Genomic DNA, 21948 nt, shown 5'->3' with positions numbered 1-21948 from the left:
AATGCCATGATGCGAGACCGAAAGCCCTACCTGCAGACCAAACCAACATAACAGTTGCCGGCTTTCGCCGGGACGACAATGATGAAATCTCAGCGCACCCGCACGCTGCCGGTCGTCACCGGATCGGTCGGCAGCACGGTAGCGCCGGCTCTGCTGGCGGCGGCGGAGGTGATCATGCCGGGCTCGGCCGCAGCCTGCACATTGCGGGGCGGGTTGAATTCGAGGATGACGAGGGCGGCCGTGGCGAGCACCGCCACGGCGGCGGTTGCAATCGCAGGCACCAGTCTTCCGCGCGGATCGGCTGCGCGAACTTGCATCGAGCAATTCCTTTATCGGGGTCGTTCTTTGGACGTGACATAGGAACGGCCAGGCTTCTTCCCAAGAGTGCGGCGCACTTGCCTCACAATCAGTTGTGCTGGCCGTGATGTCCCTCACGGTCTTCGAGACGATGCGGCGTACCGCGTCGAATCGCATTCGTGTCGGACGGCTTGTTTGCACACTAATAGTTGGAAGAGATCGTGGCGTTTTGCATGCGCCTCATGCGCTCGTGATGATGCGCAGTGATGTTGTGATTAACGTCCGCCTTCGCCAAGGCTGCGGCGCGACAAGTCCACGCGAGAAGCCGCTTTTGCCTTTATTTATAGGCTTTCTTTGTGGGTCGGAGCGCCTGCGTTAAGTGTTTCTTCACGCACTCTCGATGCATCAAGCAGAAGACTCGTGTGATGTGCGCGTGATGGAAGAGATGATACCGCTGTCATTGGCGGCAGCTGTCAGCGGACTGTCGTAGTCATTAGCGACGCCGTCATTGCGAGGAGCGAAGCGACGACTTGTCCGCCTTGGCGAAGGCGGAAGCAATCCATCTCTCTTGGCGCTGTACGATGGATTGTTTTGCTCTGTGCGCAATCACGAAAAGAAAAATCCACTCGCTACTCATCCGCGCGTGCGCGAGCGCACATCGGTCGGATCGATTCACCTGTCAGACAGCAGGAGAGGGTGCGCGCGCGTAGTCTCGCGGCGCGATCGGCCTGAGCTTTGCGGCAGCTTCGCTTGTCGGCAGAGGGCGAAGGGAACGCCGGGTGCCAGCACGCACGCACCCGTGGTCCCGAGCTCAGGGTGAACTCAGACGCGATTGCTGCGATGTATCGGCTCCCTGCGATTGCCTCGACAACCTGTCCAAGCACTGCACTATCGCAAATTGAAATGCTCGCTCTCGGATGATTCCGCGAGGGATGCGCCTGAGAGGTAAACGAGACGATCTTCCCAAAACAAAAACGGCCGGGTCGTCGACCCGGCCGTTCAAAACTCTCTCCGCGAATTCCGCGTTCGCGTCTAGCTTAGCTCGCCTTCTTCACCGGCGCCGGCTTGCCGACCTTCTTCTCGATCGCGCGCTTGAGATCCAAAGCGCGCGGCGAGAGCACGTCGGCCTTGGCCTTGAGCAGGTAGGCATCGAGGCCGCCATTGTGGTCGACGCTCTTCAGCGCGTTGGTCGAGACGCGCAGGCGCACGTTGCGGCCGAGCGCTTCGGAGATGAAGGTGATGTTGGCCAGGTTCGGCAGGAAGCGCCGCTTGGTCTTGATGTTCGAGTGGCTCACCTTGTGGCCCGTCTGGGGGCCCTTGGCCGTCAGTTCGCAGCGCCGGGACATCTTACAAAATCCTTATTGCATCCCCGCCGCTCGAAGGGCGTGCAATCACACGGCCTGCGCGGGGGTTTTGAATTCGCGTCCATTTTCCAGGAACCGCGGGTGTATAGGGGGAGAATACCCGAGCGTCAAGATTATATCGCCGCATGCGGGGCACCGGAATTGCCGGTTCATAAGGTCTTCCAGCCACTTAACGGCGGATATGGCAACCATATAAAGGGCGTATTCGGCTGCAAGTCTAGGTTCCATACAAGATGCGCCTTGTTGTCCGGCCGAATTGAACGCCGAAATGGACAACGGATAGAGCGCCGATAGCAGGACCGTCAGGTAGGTTAAGTGACCACCGCCATTGCCATTTTGCCCCCGCTCGGCCGGCTGCTCGGCGTGTGCGCCGGCGCTTTGCTGCTGTTTTGCGCCGAGCGTGCCAGCGCGCAGGGGCGGCTCGACGCCCAGTATGAGGCGACCCTGGCCGGTATCCCGGTCGGCAAGGGCAGCTGGACCATCGAAATCGGCGACGACACCTTCTCGGCCTCGGCCCAGGGCGGCACCGCGGGCCTCCTGAAGGCGTTTTCCGGCGGCTCGGGCGCGGGCGCCTCGCAGGGCCGGGTCGTCAATGGATCGCTGGCGGCCTCGTCCTACACCGCGACCACCACCACCTCGAAGAAGTCGGAGACGATCCGGATGGTGCTGGCCAATGGCGGCATCAAGGAATCCTCGATCGAGCCGGAGCCGCCGGTCGATGCCGACCGCCTGCCGGTGACCGACGCGCAGAAGAAGAACGTGTTCGATCCGATGACCGGCTCGTTCCTGCGCGCGCCCGGCAATGCCGAACTGATGAGCCCGGATGTCTGCCGCAGCGGCGCCGGCATCTTCGACGGCCGCATGCGTTACGACCTCAAGCTCGATTTCAAGCGGGTCGAGATCGTCAAGGCCGAGCGCGGCTATCACGGCCCGGCGCTGGTCTGCGCGCTCTATTTCGTGCCGATCTCGGGCTACATCCCGGATCGGCCCGTGATCAAATACCTCGCCGCCCAGCGCAACATCGAGATCGCCTTCGTGCCGATCGCCGGCACCCGCCTTTTGGTGCCGTTCCGCATGACGATCCCGACCCCGCTCGGCCAGGCCATGCTGGAAGCCACCTCCTTCGTCACCACAGCCGCGCCGCCGCGCGTGGCGAAGACGCAGTAACCCCCTGTCGTAGCCCGGATAAGCGAAGCGCTATCCGGGGACAGTCGTCCCGCATATCGCTTCGCTCATGCGGGCTACGCGGTAGCCAGACCGTCACCCTGAGGAGGCCGCGAAGCGGCCGTCTCGAAGGGCGACGCCACCAGCCGGGCCGTGCATCCTTCGAGACGCGCTACGCGCTCCTCAGGATGACGGGACTGAGAGGGTGATTGCCCTGCGCCATGCAACGAACGTCACCGGAATCCAGTTGACTCTTGCCCGCTTCTGATTCGACTCGGTCACCCCTGGAACTTAAGGAATTCAGTCCGCATATCCTGTGCTTGTGGAGCCCCCTCAAACTTGATCTAGTGCCGCCGCCGTCAGCCTACCCGAGATGTTGCGGTGAACGTTTCAGGTCCCAAATCGAGTCAGCGATTCGGCCGCGATTCGTTCTAGACTCGTTCCAGAGCTTAAGCCGGGCGCGGAAAGCGTCGCATTGTGAGACAGATTTTGTGAAAGGACGCGTGAAGGAGTGAAGACCAGAGCGTCAATCCCTCACCGTCACCCTGAGGAGGCCGCGCAGCGGCCGCCTCGAAGGACGACGGCCCTGCTGTCTCATCAAGATCGCCGCAAACGGGTCGATCTCGGCCATGCATCCTTCGAGACGCGCTGACGCGCTCCTCGCAGGTACAACGGCGAATTCGCCGTTGTACCGGGGATGACGGATCAGAGAGCGCCCCAACAAATTCAAGAAACACCTGCAAAATATGGCTTTCTCAAATTCGTTCGGAAATGACCGCGTGCCCGGTGCAGGCGTCACCGCGGTGCTCGGGCCGACCAACACCGGCAAGACGCATCTGGCCATCGAGCGCATGCTGGCGCATTCGTCCGGCTTGATCGGGCTGCCGCTGCGGCTCTTGGCGCGCGAGGTCTACAACAAGATCGCGGATCGCGCCGGTGTCGACAATGTCGCGCTGGTCACGGGCGAGGAGAAGATCAAGCCGAAGGCGCCGCGCTTCTGGGTCTCGACCGTCGAGGCGATGCCGCGGGATCTCGATGTATCGTTTCTCGCGGTCGACGAGATCCAGATCGCCGCCGATCTCGAGCGCGGGCACGTGTTCACCGATCGCATCCTCAACCGCCGCGGCCGCGACGAGACGCTGCTGCTGGGCGCTGCGACGATGCGGCCGATGATCGAGCGGCTGCTGCCCGGCGCCTCGATCATCACGCGGCCGCGGCTGTCGCAGCTCGAATTCGCCGGCGACCGCAAGATCACGCGGCAGCCGCGCAGAACAGCAATCGTCGCGTTCTCCGCCGACGAGGTCTACGCGATCGCCGAATTGATCCGCCGCCAGCATGGCGGCGCGGCCGTGGTGCTGGGCTCGCTCTCGCCACGCACGCGCAATGCGCAGGTTGCGATGTTCCAGAACGGCGACGTCGATTATCTCGTCGCCACCGACGCGGTCGGCATGGGGCTCAATCTCGACGTCGATCACGTCGCCTTCGCCTCCGACCGCAAGTATGACGGCTACCAGTTCCGCCGCCTGACGCCGGCCGAATTCGCGCAGATCGCCGGCCGCGCCGGCCGCGCGACGCGCAACGGCACCTTCGGCACCACCGGGCGCTGCGCGCCATTCGAGCCGGAGCTCGTCAACGCGCTGCAGAACCACACCTTCGACGCCGTCAAGGTGCTGCAATGGCGCAACGCCAAGCTCGATTTCGCCTCGCTCGGCGCGTTGCAGGTGTCGCTGGCGCTGACGCCCAATCATGAGGCACTGACCCGGGCCCCGGTGGCCGAGGACCTGCGTGTGCTCGAGCATGTCGCGCGCGACGCCGAGGTGCGCGAATTGGCGCATGGGGCTAAAGCGGTCGAGCGGCTGTGGGAGGCCTGCCAGGTTCCGGACTACCGAAAGCTATCGCCGGCGGCCCATGCCGAACTCGTGACCACGCTGTATGGCTTCCTGATGCAAAAGGGGCGTATCCCTGACGCATGGTTTGCCGCCCAGGTCGACCAGGCCAACCGGACCGACGGCGATATCGACACGCTATCGGGCCGGATCGCGCAGATCAGGACCTGGACCTTTGTTGCCAACCGGCCGGACTGGCTTTACGACCCGGACCACTGGCAGGGGATCACGCGCGAGCTCGAAAATAAATTATCCGATGCGCTGCATGAACGGCTCACGGAGCGTTTCGTTGACAGGCGGACCAGTGTATTGATGCGCCGCCTGCGGGAGAACTCAGTTTTGAATACGGAAATTGGCAAGACCGGTGAAGTGATCGTGGAAGGCCACGTGATCGGCCGGCTCGATGGTTTCACCTTCGCACCTGATGCGGCCGAGGCCGGCAGCGACGCCAAGGCGCTGCAAGCCGCCGCCCAGCAGGTGCTGGCGCGCGAGATCGATGCGCGCGCCGAGAAACTGGGCGCCGCGCCCGACGAGCAGTTCGTGCTGACCTCCGACGGCACCATCCGCTGGACCGGCGATGCGGTCGCCAAGCTGGTGGCCGCCGACGACGCGCTGCATCCGCGGCTGCGCATCATCTCCGACGAGCGGCTGACCGGCGCCTCGCGCGAAGCGGTGCAGACCCGGCTCGATCTCTGGCTCAAGACGCATATCGAGAAGCTGCTCGGGCCGCTGTTCGAGCTGTCCAAAGCCGAGGACCTGCAGGGCATCGCCCGCGGCATCGCCTTCCAGCTGGTCGAGGCGCTCGGCGTGCTCGAACGCGCGAAGATCGCGGCCGAGATGAAGGATCTCGACCAGCCTTCTCGTGCTGCCTTGCGCAAATACGGCGTGCGGTTCGGCGCCTACCACATCTATTTCCCGCAGCTGCTGAAGCCCGCGGCGCGCTCGCTGGCCTCGCTGCTGTGGGCCGAGAAGCAGAGCAATGTCGACATGGCGGCGTTGTCGAATGTGCAGCATCTCGCGAGTAGCGGCCGCACCTCGTTCCCGGTCGACAAGCAGCTCGCCCGCGATGCCTATCGCGTGCTCGGCTATCGCCAGTGCGGCGAGCGCGCGGTGCGCGTCGACATCCTGGAGCGGCTCGCCGATCTGATCCGCCCCGCTTTGGCCTGGCGCGAGACCTCGCCGGGCGAGAAGCCCGCGGGTGCGTTCGACGGCCGCGGCTTTGTCGTGACGCAGGCGATGACCTCGCTGACCGGCTCCGCCGGCGAGGACTTTGCCTCGATCCTGCGCGCGCTCGGCTACCGCATGGACCGCCGTCCGCCGCTGCCGCCGAAGCCCGTTGAGGCCACACCGGCGGAGAGCGCGGAGGCCGTGGCCGAGACCACCGAGGCCGTCGCCGAGACCACTGAGACCGTGGCCGAGACCACCGAGACGGTCGCCGCCGAGACGCCGCCCGTCGAGGCGACCTCTGACGCCGCCGTGGATGCGCCGGTCGGTGCCACTGCCGAAGTTGTGGCCGATGCGCCGGAGGCTGCCACGGATCAGCCGGTGTCCGGCGATCCCGCACCATCGGCCGCGCTGCTGCCCGATGTCGGCTTTGCCGAGGTGGTGTCCAGCGAGGCGACGCCCGTCGTCGTCGAGACCAAGCCCGAGCCCGTGGCGGAAGTTGCCGCGGAGCCCACCGCTGTCGCCGCAGAGCCCACCGCTGAGGCGCCCGCTTCGGAAGCGATATCCGAGCCCGCGCCTGCCGCGGAAGCCACTGCAGAGAAGCCTTCCGAGACCGCCACTGAGGCGGCCGCGGAGACCGCGGGTGCCGAGGCAGCACCGGCTGAAGCCGCTCCCGCCACCGCGGAGACGCCGGCCGAGCCGCAGCTGGTCGAAGTCTGGCGTCCCGGTGGCCGTTCCGACGAGCGCCGTCCGCATCATCGCGGCCATGATCGCAACCGCGGCCGTCACCAGGGCAAGCCTGCCGAGGGCGCGCAGGCCGCTGAAGGCGGCGGTGAGGGCGACAACAAGCGCGAACATCATCGCCGTCCGCGCCGTCATCAGGATTTCCGCACGCCGCGCCCGGGTGCGCCGGCGGATCCGGCTGCGGCGCCCGCCGAGGGCGCCCAGGCGCGCGACAACAGGGACGACAAGGGCCAGCGCCGCGAACGCTTCGAAGGCAAAGGTCGCGATCGCGACAATGAGCGTCGCCGCGACAACAAGTTCGGCGGCGATCGCAAGGGCGAGCGCGGCGATCGTGACCGCGGCGGCCGCGATTTCGGCAAGGGCGGCCGCGACAAGCGCGAGGGCGGCCCGTCGCATCGGCCCTACGCGTCGAGCGCGCCGCGCGAGCGCGACCGGCCGATCGATCCGAATTCGCCATTCGCCAAGCTCGCTGCCCTGAAGGAGCAGCTCGCCGGCCGGAAGGAATAGTCCAACCCTTAGTTTAACGCTTGGTCTAGTTTGGATCGACAGCGCCTCGACAAATGGCTGTGGCATGCGCGCCTGGTGAAGGCTCGCACCAGCGCGGCTGAACTCGTCGCGTCAGGTCATGTCCGCATCAATGGCACGCGCGAGAAATCGCCGGGCCATGCGGTGAAGGCGGGTGATGTCGTCACCGTCGCGCTCGACAACAGCGTCCGCGTGCTGAAGGTGACAGGCTTTGCCGAGCGGCGCGGCGATGCCAGTTCGGCGCGCGTGCTGTACGAGGATTTGCAGGCCGGCAATTTGCAGGCCGGTAAGGAGTAGTTATCTAGCGCTTGCTATCTCAATTTGGGGTGGCAGGAGCGTGAGAATACTGGCGTTTTTCGAGGGCCGCTTCCCTTGCGGCCCCGGTATTCCTGCGCTACGCAACCCCAGAAAAATCGATCGTTCCGGAGTTTTGGATGACCTACGTCGTCACTGAAGCCTGCATCAAGTGCAAATATACCGACTGCGTCGAGGTCTGCCCCGTCGATTGCTTCTACGAGGGCGAGAACATGCTGGTCATCCATCCCGACGAATGCATCGATTGCGGCGTGTGCGAGCCGGAATGCCCGGCGGACGCAATCAAGCCGGACACCGAGCCGGGCCTGGAGAAGTGGCTCGAGGTCAACCGCGACTACGCCAAGAGCTGGCCGAACATCACCCAGAAGAAGGACTCGCCGGAAGACGCCAAGGAGTGGGAGGGCAAGGAAGGCAAGTTCGAGAAATATTTTTCTCCGAATCCGGGCAGCGGCGACTGATTCGCCAGGGATTACCACGGTAAGGGTGGACGTCGGTCCGCCGCGGCCCTCCGTTCGGCCGCCGATTTAACCCTAATGACGGACATATGACCTGAACGGCCCCTGTTATGCCCGGAATCGGGCGTAAACCATTGATTTTTGCGGAAAATGTGCTATATCTGACACATTACAGGCCAAGAACCCCCTGCCATGCGTACCTTGTGGCTTCGAGGTTCCCGCAAACTCGAACAGGGGCGTGGCAGTTTCCGCGCGCAGGCTGTGTCACAGAAAACGCGTAAAAAGAGTGCTTCAAAGACGACGAAAAAAGCCGCTGTCGTTGCTCGCAGCGCAACCAAGGGCCGTGCCAAGGCGTCTGTGAAGGGTGCCAAGAAGGCGGCGGCTGCAAAGTCCTCAAAGAACAAAAGAAGCGTGATGCCAGAAAAGACTGCCAAGACTGCCGCGAAAGCGGCAGCTGCGAAGCCCGCTGCTGCCAAGGTCGCCCCCAAGCCTGCCGCGACCAAGACGGCTGCTGCGCCGAAGCCGGCCGCCCCGAAGGCTGCCGTCCCCGCCGCTGCTCCGAAGGCCGCCGCCAAGCCGGCCGCCGCGCCGCGCGTCGAGGAGCCGAAGAAGGTCGTGACCCAGCGCCAGGGCTTCAAGGCCAACGAATTCGTGGTCTATCCCGCTCACGGCGTCGGCCAGATCCTGGCGATCGAGGAGCAGGAGATCGCGGGCGCCAAGCTCGAGCTGTTCGTGATCAATTTCATGAAGGACAAGATGACGCTGCGCGTCCCGACGGCGAAGGTCGCCAATGTCGGCATGCGCAAGCTGTCGGAGCCGGCGCTGGTCAAGAAGGCGCTGGAGACGCTGAAGGGCCGCGCCCGCGTCAAGCGCACCATGTGGTCGCGCCGCGCCCAGGAATATGAAGCGAAGATCAACTCGGGCGACATCGTCGCGATCGCCGAGGTGGTCCGCGATCTCTATCGTTCGGAATCGCAGCCCGAGCAGTCCTACAGCGAACGCCAGCTCTATGAAGCGGCGCTCGATCGTCTGTCGCGCGAGATCGCGGTCGTGCAGCACTCGACCGAGACCGAGGCAATCAAGGAGATCGAAGGCCAGCTCGCCAAGAGCCCGCGCCGCGGCGCCAAGGCGGAAGCCGAGGGCGAAGGCGAGGGCGATGCAGACGGTGAGGATGCCGATACCGATGGCGACGATACCGCCGTTGAGGACGAAGCCGCCTGAAAGGGTTCGACGGATTGAAAACAAAAGCCCGGTCGCAAGACCGGGCTTTTTGCTTGCGCGCTGGTGTTGTGTGCTCAAGCGGAGCGAGCCCCGAAGGTTGTACACCCCGGATTCTTGGCCGTCGCCCCTCGAGACGCGCTGCGCGCTCCTCAGGGTGACGGTGAGGCACTCTCGCTGGGCTAACTCGCTTACTTCACCCGTTGTTTCTCTCGAGCTTTTCAGCCTCCTGATCGAGTTAAGGCGCGCGAAACTTCCCGATGCCGAACGGCTCGAAAGCCACGTAAGCGATCCTGACCAGAATCGTTCTGGGGTGTTTCGCGGATGACGACGGCTATCGGCGTCCGGCGTGCTATGCTGACCGCCCTGCCGCTATTTGATCGACATTAAGTTGACCCATCAATTTGCAGCGAGGAGAAATCCGATGGCATCGAATGTTGAGGCGACCAGGAAGGGCTATGAGGCCTTTCAACGTGGTGACATTCCGGCGCTCATGAGGGATCTGATCGATGACGACTGTACGTGGATAACCCCAGGTCCCCAGGATAAGTTGCCTTGGGCCGGGACCTTTAGGGGCAAGCAGCAGATTGCGAACTTCTTCGTCCAGGTCGGTGAGAACCTGGAATTCAGCGAGTTCGCACCGCGTGAGATGATTGAGCAGGGCGACACCGTCGTGGTCCTGGGTACGCTCACGGCGCGGGCAAAGAAAACAGGCAAGACTGTAACGAACGAATGGGCCCACGTTTTCAAGTACCGTGACGGGAAGGCGGTCCGCTTTCAGGAGTACATTGACACTGCGGCGGATGTTGCCGCGATGTCGTGACGGCGCGAGAGGCGACCGGCTGAATCAGGTGCGCGTTCGCATGTCTCGTTGGTGTCACCCGCCTCTATCGCCTACTTCACCCGCTGCTTCTCGAGCTTGCGCGCCAATGTCCGGCGATGCATGCCGAGCCGGCGGGCGGCTTCGGAGATGTTGAAATCGGTCTCGATCAGGGTCTGGTGGATGCGCTCCCATTCCAGCGTCTTGATCGAGGTCGGCCGCGCGCCGACCTCGATGGCGGCGTTGCCCTGCGCTTTAAGGAACGCGGCCTCGATGTCGTCGGTGTTCGACGGCTTGGCCAGATAGTGGCAGGCGCCGAGCTTAATCGCCTCGACCGCGGTCGCGATGCTGGCGAACCCGGTCAGCACGACGATCAGCATGTCGGGATCGTGCGCGTGCAGCGCCTCGACGCAGGCAAGGCCCGATGCACCGCCGGCGAGCTTCAGGTCGACCACCGCATAGCCGGGCGATTGCTGCTCGAGCAGCTGGCGGACCTCGTCGAGCGAGGCCGACACCGCCACATCATAGCCGCGGCGCTCGAACGAGCGTTTCAGCGTGCGAGCAAAGCCCGCGTCGTCCTCGACGATCAGGAGCTGGCGTTCATCCGTCAAGATGGTCTCCGATCGCGAGCGTCGAGAGCGGCAGCTCGAGCTTGACCGCGGCGCCGATATCCGGCCGATTGCGCGCCGTCACCACGCCGCCCAGCTTGCGCACGACGTTGACCACCAGGAACAGGCCAAGGCCGCTGCCGGGGCTGCCCTTGGTCGATTGATACGGCTTGCCGATATGCGCCAGCATCTCGCGCGAGAAACCCGGGCCGCGATCGGTCACTGACAGCACCAGGCGGTCGGCATTGCGCTCGGCGGTCAGCTCGATCCAGTCGCGCGAGACCTCGGCGGCGTTGTCGAGCACGTTGAAGATCGCCTGCTTGAGCGCGATGTCGGATACGATCGCGAGATCGGCGCCGAACGCGTTGCGGAAATACAGCGTGGCCGACGGCCGCGTCGTCCGCCATTCCTCCACCAATGCCGTCAGGAACGCCGCGACCGTGGTCGGCGAGGAGCCTTCGCCGCGGGCCTCGCCGGCCGAGAGCAGGATGCCCGTGACGATCGACTTGCAGCGCTGCACCGAGATCTCCATCTCGCCGAGGTCCTGCGACAGCTCAGGATCGGAGGCGAGCGCGGGCATCCGGCGCCAGTCGCCCAGGATGACCGAGAGCGAGGCGAGCGGCGTGCCGAGCTCGTGCGCGGCACCGGAGGCCAGGAGGCCGATCCGGACGATGTGATCCTGCTCGGTGGCGTGCTGGCGCAGCGCCGCGAGGCGCAGGTCGCGATCGCGCAGATTGCGGTTGATCCGGGTCATGAACACCACGAGCAGCACGGCGTCGAGCACGAGGCCGATGAAGGTGCCGGCGATATAGAGGTTGAAGGCATCGGCGAAGCCTTGCTGCGGCAGCTCCAGCGGCCGGTAATAGCTGGTCAGCCAGGCGAAGTTCATGCACACCAGCGCCACCAGCGACCAGGTCGAGGGCGCATCGAGCAGCACCGCGCCAAGCGTTACCTGCAGCAGGTAGAGCGAGGTGAACGGATTGGTGGCGCCGCCGCTGAGATAGAGCAGGGCGGTCAGCGCCGCCACGTCGAGCGCCAGCGCGACCAGCAGCTCGCGGTTGTTGATGTCGGCGCGGTAGCGCAGCCACAGCAGGCTGACGACATTGAGTGCCACCAGCCCGGAGATCACGGCAGCCAAGGGCAGCAGCGGCAGCGCAACGCCCAACCAGAACTGCACGAAGCCGATGGTAGCGATCTGGCCGATCACGGCGATCCAGCGCAGCTGGACCAAGAGGGCCATGTTCTTGCGATTGGTCGCGATGTCGGCGGGCGCGGCGAGATCGAACGGCATGCCCGCAGCCGCGCCCGCGGCGGACGCCATCACCGCCGTGCCGGTCGCGGCCTTGTCGTCATGCAGATCCGATGTGCGCTCGAGCATCTGGGCCTGTGTCGCGAGACAGATTGCGGGCTGCGCCGATCAGGCGGCGCACGGCGGCGCGCTGTGAGCCCCACCTTGGATCGGAGGCGCCGGCGCGGCCCCTGCCGCTGATGACGCGCAGGAGCGCGCCCGTCAGCATAAAGGCCAGTGCGAACCATGTCAGCGCGTAAATCAGATGGTTGTTCGGAAACCGCACGATCGTGAGCCCGCCGATTGGGGAGCCGCCCGGATTTGGCGTCGCATCGGCGTCGATGAAGAAGGGGGCTACTTTCGACAGTCCGTGCGCGGCAGCGATCGCGGCGACGTCGCGGGAATACCAGCGGCCGGCCGAAGCGTCGTTGCTGCGCAGGAATCCGCCCTTCGGCTCCGACATCCGCAGCAGTCCGGTGACGCTGACGGCGCCCTGCGGCTCGCCATCGCGCCGTGTCGCGGGGTCGCGCCTGTCATGAGGAACAAAGCCGCGGTTGACCAGCACCGTGGTTCCGTCGGCGGCTTGCAGCGGGGTAAGCACCCAGAAGCCGGGACCCTCGGCCGTGACGGCCTGCACCAGCGTTTCATCGGCGTTGAGGAACGTGCCGCGTACGGTGACGCGGCGGTATTCATCGCTCGCGGCCGTGACGGCCGGCCATGACGATGGGGGCGGCGGCGCGACCGGCGCCGCATGCATGCGCTGCTCGACCCGTTCGATCAGCGCCAGCTTCCAGCTCCTGCGTTCGACCTGCCAGACGCCGAGCGCGCCCAGCAGCACCACGCCCAGCATGCCGAGCGTTAGCAGTGTGCAACGACGGAGAGCTGAGGCGCCGCCTCGTCGGGACTTTGCTCCCTCTCCCGCTTGCGGGGGAGGGTTGGGGTGGGGGTGTCGCCGCGAGTCGGAAGGGTCATTATGTGGAGAGAGCCCCCACCCGCCACGCGCTGTGCGCGTCATAGCCGAAGCTTTGCTTCGGCGTCCTTCAAGGACGGCCGCCAAAGGCGGCCTATGCTCCCCCGCAAGCGGGAGAGGTGAGGAGGGGTCTGAGGCGCTCCGCATCGTCACGGCATCTGGCTCATGTCGTGCATCGGCATCATGTTGATGTTGAGGTGATGCATGACCCACAGCGAGCCGGTCAGCGCGATCACCACCATGACCACGGTGAAGATCATCGCCATCATGGTCCAGCCGTTCTCGGACCGCGTGTTCATGTGCAGGAAGTACACCATGTGCACGACGATCTGCACCGCGGCGAGCACCAGCACGATCAGCGCGGTGACCTGCTTGTCGGCGATGGCACCCGTCATCACCAGCCAGAACGGCACCGCGGTGAGGATGACCGACAGGCCGAAGCCGATCAGATAACTCTGCAGCGAGCCATGGGATGCCCCGCCGTGAGCGTCGTGGCCGTGCCCGCCGGCGTTGGCTTCGAGAGCGTGAGCTTCTTTTGTCATCGCAGCATTCCCAGGAGATAGACGAAGGTGAAGACGCCGATCCAGACCACGTCGAGGAAGTGCCAGAACATCGAGAGGCACATCAGCCGGCGCCGGTTGGCTTCGGTGAGGCCGAAGCGCGCGGTCTGCACCATCAGCGTCACCAGCCAGACGAGGCCGAAGGTGACGTGCAGGCCGTGGGTGCCGACCAGCGTGAAGAACGACGACAGGAAGGCGCTGCGCTGGGGCGTCGCGCCCTCGTGGATCATATGCGCGAACTCGGTGAGCTCGATGCCGAGAAAGGCGAGGCCGAACAGCCCGGTGATGGCGAGCCAGACTTGCGTCGCCCCGATCCTCGATTTCTCCATCGTCAGCATGGCAAAGCCATAGGTAATCGAGGAGAGCAGCAGCATCGTGGTGTTGAGCGCGACCAGCTTGAGGTCGAACAGATCCTTCGGCGATGGACCAGCGGCATAGTTTCCGCCGAGCACGCCATAGGTCGCAAACAGCATCGCGAAGATGAGGCAATCGCTCATCAGGTAGATCCAGAAGCCAAGCATGGTGCTAGCGCCTTCCGGATGATCATGCTCGTCGATGACGTGGAAGACCGGCTCGGAGTCTTGTGTGGTTCTGATTGCAACGCTCATGTCTGGGCTCCCGCGGCGAGCACGCGTGTCCGCGCCTCTTCGGCCCGCACCACCTCATCCGCCGGGATGTGGAAGTCGCGGTGATAGTTGAAGGTGTGGCCGATCGCGACCGCGAGCAGCGCAACGAAGCTGACGGCGGCGAGCCACCAGATGTACCAGATCAGGCCGAACCCCATCACCGTCGCAAGTCCTGCGAGGATGATGCCGGTGCCGGTGTTGGACGGCATGTGGATCGGCCTGAAGCCGGTGAGCGGGCGCCTGTAGCCGCGGCGCTTCATGTCCCACCAGGCGTCGTTGTCGTACACCACGGGCGTGAAGGCGAAGTTGTAGTCCGGCGGCGGCGAGGAGGTCGCCCATTCCAGCGTCCGCGCGTTCCAGGGATCGCCGGTGGTGTCCTTCAGCTGCTCGCGGCGCAGAATGCTGACCGCGAACTGCACCAGCATCGCGACGATGCCGAGCAGGATCAGGAAGGCGCCGAAGCCCGCGATGATGAACCAGATCTGCAAGGACGGATCGTCGAACACGCGGAGCCTTCGGGTCACGCCCATCAGGCCGAGCACATAGAGCGGCATGAAGGCGAAGTAGAAGCCCGAGACCCAGAGCCAGAACGACAGCTTGCCCCAGAACGGATCGAGCTTGAAGCCGAACGCCTTCGGGAACCAGTAGTTGATGCCGGCGAACAGGCCGAACAGCACGCCGCCGATGATCACGTTGTGGAAATGCGCGATCAGGAACAGGCTGTTATGCAGCACGAAATCGGCCGGCGGCACCGCCAGCAGCACGCCGGTCATGCCGCCGATCACGAAGGTCAGCATGAATGCCACCGTCCACATCATCGGCAGCTCGAAGCGGATGCGGCCGCGATACATCGTGAACAGCCAGTTGAACATCTTCGCGCCCGTCGGGATCGAGATGATCATGGTGGTGATGCCGAAGAACGAGTTCACGCTGGCGCCGGAGCCCATCGTGAAGAAGTGATGCAGCCAGACCAGGTAGGATAGGATGGTGATGACGACGGTGGCGTAGACCATCGAGGTGTAGCCGAACAGCCGCTTGCCGGAGAACGTCGCGGTCACCTCGGAGAAGATGCCGAACGCCGGCAGCACCAGGATGTAGACCTCGGGGTGGCCCCAAATCCAGATCAGGTTCACGTACATCATCGGGTTGCCGCCGAAGTCGTTCGTGAAGAAGTTGGTGCCGACGTAACGGTCGAGCGACAGCAGCGCCAGCACCGCCGTCAGCACCGGGAAGGAGGCGACGATCAGGACGTTGGTGCAGAGCGAGGTCCAGGTGAACACCGGCATCTTCATCATCGTCATGCCCGGCGCGCGCAGCTTAACGATGGTGCAGATCAGGTTGATGCCCGATAGCGTCGTACCGACGCCGGCGACCTGTAGTCCCCATACGTAATAGTCGACGCCGACGTCGGGACTGTAGCCGATGTTCGACAGCGGCGGGTAGGCGAGCCAGCCGGTGCGGGCGAATTCGCCGACGAACAGCGACATCATCACCAGCACGGCGCCGCCGACCGTCATCCAGAAGCTGAAGTTGTTGAGGAAGGGGAAGGAGACGTCGCGAGCGCCGATCTGCAGCGGCACCACATAGTTCATCAGGCCGGTCACCAGCGGCATCGCCACGAAGAAGATCATGATCACGCCGTGGGCGGTGAAGATCTGGTCGTAGTGATGGGCCGGGAGGTAGCCGTCGGAGCCGTTGAATGCGATCGCCTGCTGCAGGCGCATCATCAGCGCGTCCGCGAAGCCGCGCAGCAGCATCACGATGCCGAGGATCATGTACATGATGCCGATGCGCTTGTGGTCCACGGTGGTGAACCACTCGCGCCACAGATAGCCCCAGAGCCGGAAGTAGGTGACGATGGCGAACAGCGCGAGGCCGCCGGTCGCCACCACCGCGAAGGTGCCGATCAGGATCGGCTCGTGGAACGGCAGCGCCTCCAGATTGAGGCGGCCGAAGATCGTCTTGACGAGATCGGGATTCATGCGGTCCTCCTCAGGACTCTGATTTCGGACGCTGGCCGAGCAGCAAGGATGTCGATGACGGATGCGCGGGCGAGAACGGCGGGCGCTTCAGCCCGAAGCCGCGCAGCGGCGTCAGGTCGAGCGGCGCGGTGACCTCGCGCGACGGCGCGTCCTTGATCTCGTCCATCGAGCAGATGCCGGCGACGAAGGTCGGCTCAGAGCCGAGCGGCGCGCCGCGGCGGGCGTATTTGTCGTAGGTGAGCGGCAGCGTGTTGTTGAAGCCTTCGCGGCCGAGGCCGCCCTTGGCGTCGATCGCCATCATCTCGCTCATGCACATCTTGCCGGGCTCGACGCACATGTTGAGGACAGCCTTGTAGAGATCGCGATCGACCGAGCGATAGAGCCGGACCGGATCGTTCTGGCTCGGACGCTCGAGCTGCAGATAGTCGGTACGGCCGAGCATGTTGGCGCTGGCCTTGGCGCTGCCGATCCACTTGTCGAAATCCGTTGCCGACAGGCTCTTGAACTCGAAGTGCATGCCGGAGAAGCCGGCGCCGCTGTAATTGGCGGAGAAGCCGCGATAGGTGCCTTCCTTGTTGGCGACCGCGTGCAGCTTGGTCTCCATGCCGGGCATGGCGTAGATCTGGCCGGCAAGCGCGGGGATGTAGAACGAGTTCATCACGGAGGACGCCGTGATGCGGAAGCGGATCGGGCGGTCGACCGGAGCTGCCAGCTCGTTGACGGCGGCGACGCCGTAGTCCGGGTAGATGAACAGCCATTTCCAGTCGAGCGCGACCACCTCGACATTGAGCGGGGCGTCCTTGCTCTTGATAGGCTTGTCGGCGGCGATGCGGCCGAGCGAGCGGTAGGGATCGAGCAAATGGGTGCCCATCCAGGTCAGCGCGCCGAGGCAGATGATGATCAGCAGCGGCGCCGACCAGATCACGAGCTCGAGCTGGGTAGAGTGATCCCACTCCGGCTCATAGGGGGCCGCGGCGTTGGACTGGCGGTAGCGCCAGGCGAAGAAGACGGTCAGTGCCATCACCGGAAGCACGATGATGAGCATCAGGACGGTCGAGATGACGACGAGGTCGCGCTGCTGGGCGGCGATGTCGCCGGCAGGGGCGAGGACGACGAAATCGCACCCGCCAAGGAGCGCCGCGAACGGCAATAAGGCCAATAATTTCAAGGCGCGCACGGCTCACCCCACTTGAATTTTATGAGTTCCGCCAAGGGGTAGCTGCGATGCAGCAAAGTTCACATTGGACAATTTGTCCAATGTTGCACTGCGAGATGAAAGGTCAGAAGGTGAGGTGGACCGCGTGGCAATCTGCCCGTGGCCTCACTTCTTGTTTGAGCACGGTCTGTTCGGAAAACCGGTTTGATCGTGCTCCAAAGGACGGTTCTCCGGCGATGGCACAAGCCCCAGCAATGGCTCACGGCACCCCGACCGCATCAGGTCACGTGCAGGCGAAACCCGGCGATATCGCCATTGGCGTCATCATCGGACGCACGTCGGAATTCTTCGACTTCTTCGTCTATGCGATCGCCTCGGTCATCGTGTTTCCGAAGCTGGTGTTTCCGTTCGTCAATGAACTGACCGGCACGCTCTATTCGTTCGGCATCTTCGCGCTGGCCTTCGCCGCGCGACCGCTCGGCACCGTGATCTTCATGGCGGTCGACCGCCGCCACGGCAAGGGCGCCAAGCTCGTCATCGCGCTGTTCCTGCTCGGCACCGCCACGGTCGCGCTCGCCTTCCTGCCCGGCTACGACACGATCGGCGTCGCGGCGATCTGGCTGCTGGCCGCCGCGCGCGTGCTGCAGGGCATCGCCTGGGGCGGCGCCTGGGACGGCCTTGCCTCGCTGCTCGCGATGAATTCGCCGGCGCATCGCCGCGGCTGGTACGCGATGGTGCCGCAGCTCGGCGCGCCGCTCGGGCTGATCGTGGCCAGCGCCCTGTTCGCCTTCTTCGCCGGCAACCTCTCGGCGGATGATTTCTTCGACTGGGGCTGGCGCTATCCGTTCTTCGTCGCCTTCGCCATCAACGTGGTGGCGCTGTTCGCGCGGCTGCGCATGGTGGCGACGGATGAATATTCCGAGCTGTTCGAAAGCCGCGATCTCGAGCCGGCGCGGGTCGGCGAGACCGTCGCGCAGGAGGGCCGCAACATCCTGCTCGGCGCCTTCGCGCCGCTGGCGAGCTTTGCGCTGTTCCACATGGTCACGGTGTTTCCGCTGTCCTGGGTGTTCCTGTTCACCAAGGAAAGCCCGGTGCGCTTCCTCATCATCGAGATGATCGGCGCCATGGTCGGCGTCGTCGCGATCGTCGCCTCCGGCATGATCGCCGACCGCGTCGGCCGCAAGCCGCTGCTGCTGGGCTCGGCGGTCGCGATCGCGGTCTATAGCGGCTTCGCGCCGCAGCTGCTCGACGCCGGCGCGTTCGGCGAGACCGTCTATATGGTGCTCGGCTTCGTGCTGCTCGGTCTGTCGTTCGGCCAGTCGTCGGGCGCGATCGCGTCGAGCTTCGCGCGCAACTATCGCTACACGGCCTCGGCGCTGACCTCGGATTTCGCCTGGCTGTTCGGTGCCGGCTTTGCGCCGCTCGCGGCGCTCTTGCTGGCGACGCATTTCGGCCTGATCTCGGCCGGTGCGTATCTGTTGTCGGGCGCGGTGTGGACGCTGCTGGCGCTGTGGCTGAGCGGATTGCGCGAAGCCGAGGCTTAAGTCGGAGGCCAAGCGGTCTTAGGAAGACAAATATGTCTGGCAACTCCTTGGCTCACAGAACGACATGGCTACGATCCGACTTTGGCGAGCAAAGCGACCTCCCCTTTTCAAGGGGAGGTGGGCTAGCGGAACAATCCGTCGACGCGGAACGAATAGCCCAGGCCGACGATGTAGTTCGGCGAGTTGCGGTTGAGTCCGAACGCGACATGGAAGTCGACCTGCTGGGTCGGCGTGATCTGGTACAGGCCGCCGGAGTTAATGAGCTGGGTCGGCCGCGCGCCGTCGGGATAGTCGCCGACATATTCGGTGAACATGCTGATCCGCTCGGTCAGCTTCTTCTCGATCACGAAGGTCGCCTCCGACATGTGTTGGCCGCTCAGCTCGGCGGGGCGGAAGAATTCGGTGAACATGCCGCTGACGCCCCAGCCGTCATGCAGCTCCCATGACCACGGCAATTGGATATAGGGCTGCGCGCCGCGCCCGGCGATTTCGGCCGCGCCCGTCGGCAGCGCGACGCCGGCCGTGATCGAGAGGTCGAGCTTCCGCGGCAGCGGGCTGATCTGCCATTTGATCCCCGGCGCGACGTCGAAAAAGCCCGAGGCGCCGGGCGACTTCACAGTGCCGATATAGCTCGGCAGGTCGATCAGCACTTCGAGGCAGGGGGCGATCCCGAGCCGCCAGCGGCTGTTGCTGCCGTCGATGCTGCGGCCACTGCTGCGGCCGGTCAGGTTGATGCCGTTCTCGTTCTGCAGGCTCCCGACCGGCACGACGATACTCGAATTGGTGACGTCGGGCCGGTCGGTCGCGATTTCGTCGCTCGGCTTGGGACAGCCGTCCGCGCGCGCGGCGGTGGCTGCTGCGAGTGTGAGCGCAGCAAGCACGCACCCGAGTTCGGCAAATCGAGCGACGGCGCCGAACCGATTCTGAAACACTGGGGATGCTCCAATAGCCCGGCGCCGCTGCGGAGGTGGCAGCTTCGATAGAGATCGGCGGCGCGCGGGGATATTCCCGGCTGGCTCAAAAATCTTCGTCAGTCGCCGGCCGCGCGAAGCGCACGGCATTTCAGGGAATAGAATGGCAGCATGGCTGCTCCTGTTGTGATGGCAAACAGGAGAGCCCCGGGAATGACCATTCGTTCGATCGCAGGCGTGCTGGCGCCGCGGCAAGCCAAAATTGCCGCGATGGCGGCCATCGCGATTCTGCTCGCCGTGAACAGCGCCCGTGCCGCAGGAGATGCGGCGCGCGGCGCCGCCCTGTACCAGGGCTGCGGCGATTGCCATTCGATCGAGAAGAACGACGTCGGCCCGATGCACAGGGGCGTGGTGGGCCGGCTTGCCGGCTCCGTCGCGGGCTACAATTACTCGGAGGCGCTGAAGAATTCGAAGATCGTGTGGACCGAGCAGAATCTCGACAAATGGCTCACCGGTCCGGACGCCATGGTTCCGGGCACCAAGATGTTCTACGAGGTTCAGGATCCGAAGGATCGCGCCGACATCATCGCCTTCCTGAAGGAGAAGGCGAAGTAGCGCGCTCTCTGTCAGTCGTCCCTGCGAAGGCAGGGACCCATAACCACAGGAATATGTTGTTGGGACGCGCTGTGGCCCCAGCTTTTTTCAATCAATCGATAGCTGTGGTTATGGGTTCCGGCCTTCGCCGGGACGACAGCGGGAGTGAGGCGCGAGCGCGACGCCTCGCAGCCTCAATCCACCACGATCTTGACGCGGTCGCGCGGCTTCACCTGGGCATGGGCGTCGAGGCCGTTGAGCACGCGGAAGCGCTCGGCCGGGTGATCGACGCCGGACATGCGGTGCGACAGCGATTCCACGGTGTCGCCGGGCTGCACGTTGATGACCTTGATGCGCAGCGGCCGCGCGGCCTGGATCTCGTCGAGCGTCAGGCGGCGGAACGAATTGACGGTCTCGCGCGCGTTGCGCTCGCTCTCGGTGGACTTCTGCTTGGCGGCGAAGATGAAGCGGTAGACGTCGCTGCCGAAGCGCAGCGCGTAGACCTTGAACTGCCACTGGTCGCCATGCGCGGTGGCCGACGCCGCCGGAAAGTCGTTGATGTTGAGGTCCTCGGTCGAGGATTTCTCGACGCCTTCCATCCAGCCCGAATTCAGGTAGTCGCCGAGCGACTGCTCGGCCGGCACCCGCACCACGTCGAAGCGCATCGCCTGGCTGCCGCCCTCGCGCACGCCGATCACCGCCTGCGCGGTGTTGTCGAGCGTGAAATTGTCGGGCGCGGTGAAGGTGAAGCCGAGCTTGGGATGCAGGAAGCGGCGGCCGCGCACGAAGCCTTCGCTGGGATCCTCGCCATAGACGATGTTGTCGATCGCGGCGAGATAGGTCTCGCGGTCGCGCTCGTTGCTCTCGGGCGACGAGTATTGCCGCGCGGTGGTCTGCGCGTTGTTGATGCGCTCGGGCGTCGCCGGATGCGACGAGGTGAAGTCCTGCGCGCGCGGATCGAGCGCGGTCTTGCCGATCTTCAGCGCCGCATTGCGCTCCATCGCGGTCAGGAAGCGCGCCGCGCCGTAGGGATCGAAATGCGCGCGGGCGGCGATCCCGACGCCGATGCCGTCGGCCTCGAACTCCTGCTGCCGCGAGAAGCTTGCCATCGTCAGCTTGGTCTTGGCGAGCGCCAGCGCGGTGAGATCGGTATCGGTGCTCATGTCGGTGACGACGCGCGTCACCACCGCCGCCTGGCGGGCCTGGTCCTCGCGCATCGCCGCGTGCTTGGCCAGCACATGCGCCATCTCGTGGCTCAGCACCGAGGAGAGCTCGGAGGTGTCGCTGGCGAGCGCAATCAGGCCGCGCGTGACATAGAGCTGGCCGGTCGGCAGCGCGAAGGCGTTGACCGCGCCGGAATTGAGGATCGTGACCTTGTAGGCCTGGTCGGGCCGTTCGGAGGCGGCGACCAGCCGCTCGACGGTCTTGCTGATCAGGCCCTCGAGCTTAGGGTCGTCATAGGCGCCGCCATAGGACGACAGGATGCGCTCATGCTCGCGTTCGCTCGTGGGCGTCTGCTGCACCACGCGGTTCGGCTTTACCGGCGCCGCCGCTGCCGTGGGCGTGGCCTGCTCGAATCGGCCGACATTGCCGCAGGCCGACAGCGTCAGGGCGGCGCAAACGAGCGCCGGCGCAGCCGAAAGGCGGCGGCCAGTCCCCTTTTCACGCCGTCCTGCGCGCTCAATCACGTCAAAAACTCACAAATTGTCCCGTAAAGAGACTGGGGCAGGGCCCCTGGGTTTCTTGAGTCCCTTGGG

19 protein-coding genes are annotated in these 21948 nt (G+C 64.8%); 8 read left to right on the top strand and 11 right to left on the bottom strand.

The window, feature by feature from the left end; all coding sequences use genetic code 11:
• Positions 1-89: 89 nt before the first annotated feature.
• Entirely contained in the window at positions 90-317 is a 228-nt protein-coding gene (locus QJT82_RS25585; RefSeq protein ID WP_028336196.1) for a hypothetical protein, read from the bottom strand.
• Between the two features lie 1017 nt (positions 318-1334).
• Complete coding sequence (rpmB, locus tag QJT82_RS25580) at positions 1335-1643, bottom strand: 50S ribosomal protein L28 (protein WP_028341882.1); 309 nt, start codon at positions 1641-1643, stop codon at positions 1335-1337.
• A 372-nt stretch (positions 1644-2015) separates the two neighbouring features.
• Between rpmB and QJT82_RS25575 the strand changes: the two genes are divergently transcribed.
• From QJT82_RS25575 to QJT82_RS25550, 6 genes are all read left to right on the top strand, one after another.
• Entirely contained in the window at positions 2016-2828 is an 813-nt protein-coding gene (locus QJT82_RS25575) for a DUF3108 domain-containing protein (protein WP_245288777.1), read from the top strand.
• A 743-nt stretch (positions 2829-3571) separates the two neighbouring features.
• Positions 3572-7126, top strand: coding sequence for a helicase-related protein (locus QJT82_RS25570; protein ID WP_028341880.1), 3555 nt, complete (start codon positions 3572-3574; stop codon positions 7124-7126).
• 30 nt (positions 7127-7156) lie between these two features.
• Positions 7157-7441: an RNA-binding S4 domain-containing protein gene (locus QJT82_RS25565; RefSeq protein ID WP_028341879.1), complete on the top strand. Its 285-nt coding sequence runs from the start codon at positions 7157-7159 to the stop codon at positions 7439-7441.
• A gap of 137 nt (positions 7442-7578) precedes the next feature.
• A complete protein-coding gene (gene fdxA / locus QJT82_RS25560) occupies positions 7579-7917 on the top strand; it encodes a ferredoxin FdxA (RefSeq protein WP_016844914.1) in 339 nt (112 codons plus the stop codon).
• 411 nt (positions 7918-8328) lie between these two features.
• Positions 8329-9135, top strand: coding sequence for a CarD family transcriptional regulator (locus tag QJT82_RS25555; RefSeq protein ID WP_080686805.1), 807 nt, complete (start codon positions 8329-8331; stop codon positions 9133-9135).
• Between the two features lie 421 nt (positions 9136-9556).
• Entirely contained in the window at positions 9557-9955 is a 399-nt protein-coding gene (locus QJT82_RS25550) for a nuclear transport factor 2 family protein (RefSeq protein ID WP_028341877.1), read from the top strand.
• Between the two features lie 71 nt (positions 9956-10026).
• On the opposite strand, the gene QJT82_RS25545 is transcribed toward QJT82_RS25550, so the two are convergent.
• The 7 genes from QJT82_RS25545 to cyoA all read right to left on the bottom strand — a co-directional run bounded on the left by QJT82_RS25545 (position 10027) and on the right by cyoA (position 17163).
• A complete protein-coding gene (locus QJT82_RS25545; protein WP_028341876.1) occupies positions 10027-10563 on the bottom strand; it encodes a response regulator transcription factor in 537 nt (178 codons plus the stop codon).
• Positions 10553-11938, bottom strand: coding sequence for an ATP-binding protein (locus tag QJT82_RS25540; RefSeq protein ID WP_028341875.1), 1386 nt, complete (start codon positions 11936-11938; stop codon positions 10553-10555). Before QJT82_RS25540 ends, QJT82_RS25545 begins: the two co-directional genes overlap by 11 nt.
• Positions 11910-12698, bottom strand: coding sequence for an SURF1 family protein (locus tag QJT82_RS25535; RefSeq protein WP_035631921.1), 789 nt, complete (start codon positions 12696-12698; stop codon positions 11910-11912). The genes QJT82_RS25540 and QJT82_RS25535 overlap by 29 nt, the downstream gene beginning before the upstream one ends.
• Positions 12699-12967: 269 nt before the next feature.
• A complete protein-coding gene (gene cyoD / locus QJT82_RS25530; protein WP_028341873.1) occupies positions 12968-13360 on the bottom strand; it encodes a cytochrome o ubiquinol oxidase subunit IV in 393 nt (130 codons plus the stop codon).
• On the bottom strand, positions 13357-13986 hold the full coding sequence (gene cyoC, locus QJT82_RS25525) for a cytochrome o ubiquinol oxidase subunit III (protein ID WP_028341872.1): 630 nt from the start codon (positions 13984-13986) through the stop codon (positions 13357-13359). The genes cyoD and cyoC overlap by 4 nt, the downstream gene beginning before the upstream one ends.
• Entirely contained in the window at positions 13983-15986 is a 2004-nt protein-coding gene (cyoB, locus tag QJT82_RS25520) for a cytochrome o ubiquinol oxidase subunit I (RefSeq protein WP_028341871.1), read from the bottom strand. The genes cyoC and cyoB overlap by 4 nt, the downstream gene beginning before the upstream one ends.
• Positions 15987-15996: 10 nt before the next feature.
• Positions 15997-17163 (bottom strand): ubiquinol oxidase subunit II, encoded by a 1167-nt coding sequence (gene cyoA / locus QJT82_RS25515; protein ID WP_028341870.1) that lies wholly within the window; start codon positions 17161-17163, stop codon positions 15997-15999.
• Positions 17164-17396: 233 nt separating this feature from the next.
• Between cyoA and QJT82_RS25510 the strand changes: the two genes are divergently transcribed.
• Positions 17397-18686, top strand: a complete 1290-nt coding sequence (locus QJT82_RS25510; protein WP_028341869.1) for an MFS transporter — start codon at positions 17397-17399, stop codon at positions 18684-18686.
• 122 nt (positions 18687-18808) lie between these two features.
• Here QJT82_RS25510 and QJT82_RS25505 read toward each other — a convergent pair whose 3' ends face one another.
• Entirely contained in the window at positions 18809-19618 is an 810-nt protein-coding gene (locus QJT82_RS25505; protein WP_028341868.1) for a transporter, read from the bottom strand.
• A 192-nt stretch (positions 19619-19810) separates the two neighbouring features.
• Between QJT82_RS25505 and QJT82_RS25500 the strand changes: the two genes are divergently transcribed.
• On the top strand, positions 19811-20212 hold the full coding sequence (locus QJT82_RS25500) for a c-type cytochrome (RefSeq protein WP_051447948.1): 402 nt from the start codon (positions 19811-19813) through the stop codon (positions 20210-20212).
• Positions 20213-20385: 173 nt separating this feature from the next.
• Here the strand turns inward: QJT82_RS25500 and QJT82_RS25495 are convergent, their stop codons facing one another.
• A complete protein-coding gene (locus QJT82_RS25495) occupies positions 20386-21879 on the bottom strand; it encodes a M48 family metalloprotease (protein ID WP_028341866.1) in 1494 nt (497 codons plus the stop codon).
• Positions 21880-21948 lie beyond the last annotated feature (69 nt).

Origin of the sequence: Bradyrhizobium sp. Mp19, from assembly GCF_029952935.1 — a bacterium.
Lineage (GTDB): Bacteria > Pseudomonadota > Alphaproteobacteria > Rhizobiales > Xanthobacteraceae > Bradyrhizobium > Bradyrhizobium elkanii.
The sequence above is the reverse complement of the archived record's forward strand: the minus strand, read 5'-3'. Positions and strand labels throughout refer to the sequence as shown.